The organism is Longimicrobium sp. (assembly GCF_036554565.1).
Lineage (GTDB): Bacteria > Gemmatimonadota > Gemmatimonadetes > Longimicrobiales > Longimicrobiaceae > Longimicrobium.
Genome location: NZ_DATBNB010000397.1, coordinates 1 through 3,810, shown reverse-complemented (window position 1 = coordinate 3,810; position 3,810 = coordinate 1). Strand labels below are relative to the sequence as shown.

Below are 3,810 nucleotides of genomic sequence, written 5' to 3'. Positions count from 1 at the left end.
CACACGTCGTTCTGGCGCAGCGACGTTTCCTTGCTGCGCCGGTGCGCTTCGCGAACCTTCTGCACCACGTCCGCCGGCACGCCGCGGGCGCGCAGGCTGTCGATCTCCGCGAACGTTACGCGCGTCAGCTCGTCCAGCCGGTGCGGGTCGGTGTTGAAGTCGATCGCCACCGCGTACTGCGGCACGGGGTCGCGCGACACGTTGGCGCTCACCGTTACCCCGTAGGTTCCGCCCAGCTGCTCGCGCAGCCGTTCGCGCAGGCGGATCTCCAGCGCGTCGGCCAGGCTGGTGATCTCGGACCGTGCCTCGCGCGAGAACTGCGCGGGGCCCGTGAAATAGAGCGTGGTCCGCGCCTTGGGCTCCACGCCGCGGCGCACCGTCTTTTCCACCACCCCCGCGGGCGGACGGATGCCGGAGTCGCGCCAGCGTTCGCGCGCGCCGGTGGCGGGCAGGCTGGCCAGGTAGCGCTCCACGAACGGGCGCACCTCGTGCGGCTGAAAACTGCCTACCAGGAAAAAGGTGAAGTCGCCCGCGTCGGCGAAGCGCTGCCGGTAGATGGCGATTGCCCGGTCCAGGTCCAGCGAGTCGTACATGGCCGCGGTGAAGGGCCGCGCGCGCGGGTGCCGCTGCGTGAGCACGGCGGTCAGCGTGTCGCCGAAGGCGCTTTCCGGGGTGGCGCCCCGGTTGCGCAGCATCTCGCGCCCGCGCTGGCGGAAGGCTTCCCACGCGGCGGTGTCGCGGCGAGGGGCGGTGAAGTACAGGTGCACCAGCTGGAATAGGGTTTCCACGTCGCGCGGCGCCGCGTAGCCGTTCACCGTCTCCTGCAGCTCGCCGATGGTGGTACCCACGCTGGCCGCCTTTCCCGCCAGCCGCCGCTGCAGCTCCGTCAGCCCCAGTGCGCCCACGCCGCCCACCTGCACCGCCGCGGTCGCAAGCCGGCCGTGCAGGTACAGGCTGTCGGGGAGCAGCGACAGCCCGCCGGGGCTGGTGGCGGCGAACAGTACCTGGTCGTCCTGGAAGTCCGTTGGCTTCAGCACCACCTGCGCGCCGTTGCTCAGCGCCCACCGGGTGATGCCCGCCTCGGGGACGAACTCTTCCGATACGATCCTTCCCGCCGCCGGCAGCTGCGCCAGCAGTGGCGCCTCGGATGCCGTTTCGCGGTACGGCTCCACGGGCGCGCGCGCCACGGAATCGGAGATGGCGGCCAGCCTGCGCTCGTCGGGGAGGGATGCGCCGGCGTGCTCGGGGGCGGTGACCAGAACCGTGCGGTCGCGCATGGCCGCGTAGCCGCGAGCGACCTCGTTGGCGTCCTCCACGGTGATGCCGGGGAGGAACGCGTTCAGCATCGCCCACTCCTCGTCCAGCGTCCGCAGCAGGCCGCCGCGCAGGAAGTGCTCGGCGTACTGGCCCGCGTACTGGCCGCTGGTGGTCTTGTGGCGCTCGGCGTACATCTGCTCCCACATCCGCAGGAACTCCGCTTTTTCACGCTCCAGCTCCGCTGGGGTAAAGCCGTGGCGCGCGGCACGCTGCACCTCGGTGAGCACGGCGGCCAGCCCGCGCTCCACCCCGCCCTGCGGCACGGCGGCGCTCAGCGCGAACGTTTCTACCGGGCGCAGCGAGCCGCCCAGGTACGAGCCCACGTCCAGGAACGGCGCGTCGGGCCGCAGGCTGATGTCGTTCAGCCGGTCGCCCAGCATCCCCGCGAACATCGACTCCACCAGCCCCAGGCGGAAGCCGCCGGGCGACCAGTCCCTGCGCGCCGGGCGAAACCAGTTGACGCTCAGGGCCGTGCTGGTGATCTCCGGGTCCACCGTGACGATCACCCGCGCGCTGTCCCGCGCCGGCACCGCGATCTCCGGGCGCGCCGGCCCGCCCAACGCCGGGATGGCGCCGAACACCTCGCGGATCTTCCGCTCCATCTCAGCGGGGTCGAAGTCGCCCACCGCCACCACCGCCATCAGCTCCGGGCGGTACCACTGCTGGTAGAAGCGGCGCAGCGTCTCGTGGCGAAAGGTGCGGATGATCTCCGGGTCGCCGATGGGCGAACGCTCGGCGTAGCGCGAGCCCGCGAACAGAAAGGGGAACTGGCGGTCCGACACGCGCGCCCCCGCGCCCCGCCAGCGGCGCCACTCCTCGATCACCACGCCGCGCTCCGCCTCGATCTCCGCCGAGTCCAGCGCAATGCCGCTGGCCCAGTGCTCCAGGATGGTCAGCCCGGTGTCCAGCACGCCCGCGCTGTCCGTGGGCAGCTGCAGCATGTAGACGGTTTCGTCGAACGAGGTGCTGGCGTTCACGTCGGGCCCAAAGCGCATGCCGACGCGCTCCAGGTAGTCGATGAGCTCGTTGCGGGCGAAGCGGCGGGTGCCGTTGAAGGCCATGTGCTCCAGGAAGTGCGCCAGCCCCAGCTGGTCGTCGTCTTCCAGCACCGATCCCACGTTCAGCACCAGCCGCAGCTCCGCCCGGTTGCGCGGCTCGGCGTTGTGGCGAACGTAGTACACGAGCCCGTTCGGCAGCGTGTCGGTAATGACCAGCGTGTCGCCGCGGTGGTCGAACCGGATCTCCGGGATGCCGGGCGCGGGGCGCGGCGAAGCGGCCGGTGCAGGCGCGCCCGGCGGCGAGCAGGCGGCCAGCGCCAGGACCAGCGGAGCGATGATTCGGAAGATGCGCATCTGGATGGATGGAGGGCGGCGGCGACGCATGCGGAAAACCCGCGTACGGTGGTATGCCTGCCACCGCACGCGGGTTCCGTTTTTCCGTGGGACGGTCAGCCGGCCAGGTTGATGTTCACGTACTCCTTCTCGCCGGTCACCTCGCGCTCCACGTAGGGAGCCAGCCACTCGGGGATCGGCGCGTCGGCGTCCTCCGACGGCAGCTCCACCTCGGCCAGCGCCAGCCGCCGGCCGCGGAACCGGTCGATCTCCCACGTCAGGTCGCCCTCCGCCACGCGAAAGCGGAGCTTGCGGATGCGGGCGCCCTGCGTCAGCCGCCACAGGTGGCGGAAGATGCGCTCGCTGGTCTCTTCCTCCAGCTCCATCCGGCTGAGGCCGCTCCCCGTCTTGATGGTGCGATAGTAGCGCACCTCGTCCCCGCGCCGCACCCGGCGCACGCGCTCGTTCAGGCGCTCGCCGGGCAGGTAGCCCTGGGCGATGTCGGTGCGGATGGCGCCTTCCGGAAGCGGAGGCATGCGGCGGAGCAGGTACTTCCGCTCGATCTCGCGGTTCTCTCCCGCGCCCCGCAGTTCGGCGAGCACCTGGTCGACGGCGGCGAAGAACTCGTCGGCGCGGCCGCCCAGCCACACGCCCTGCGCCTCGCGGAACAGCCGCTCCGTTTCCGCCCGCGCGATGGCGGCAAGGGCCTCCAGCCCGGGGATGGGGTCGGGGGGCGGAGCCACCACCACGGCTTCCTCCCGCGCCTCGGCGATGATCTCCGCGGCGACGTGGGCATCGTGCATGTCGCCGAACAGGTCCTGCATTCCCTTGATGCGCTTGACGACTTCGGCGGCGCCGGGGAGCTCGTCGCGGAACGGCTCCAGCAGGTAGCGCAGGCGCTTGGCCGCGATCCGCGCCTCGTGCGCCAGGTCCTGCTGTTCGGCCGACTGGACGGCGCCCAGCTTCGACCGCAGCTCGGCCACGTGCGTTTCGACCAGCGCCGCCAGCACCGTGCGCATCGGCGGCGCCTCGCGGGGATCGTCGAACGAGACGTGGGCGGGGTACCACGACAGGCGGCGCGAAAGGCGGCCGCAGGCGCGGGCGAAGTCGCGCACCACCTCGTCGTGCATCCGCCGCAGCACCCGCTGCTGGCGGCGCTGCA

The 3,810-nt window shown here is 71.7% G+C and carries 2 protein-coding genes; both read right to left on the bottom strand.

The genetic code is table 11. The features are described 5' to 3' along the window. Window positions 1-2,669: insulinase family protein (locus VIB55_RS11025; protein WP_331876713.1), on the bottom strand; the 2,669-nt coding region annotated here is incomplete at its 3' end. A gap of 95 nt (window positions 2,670-2,764) precedes the next feature. Continuing rightward, window positions 2,765-3,810 (bottom strand): CHAD domain-containing protein (locus VIB55_RS11020; protein ID WP_331876712.1); only part of this gene is annotated, 1,046 nt, incomplete at its 5' end.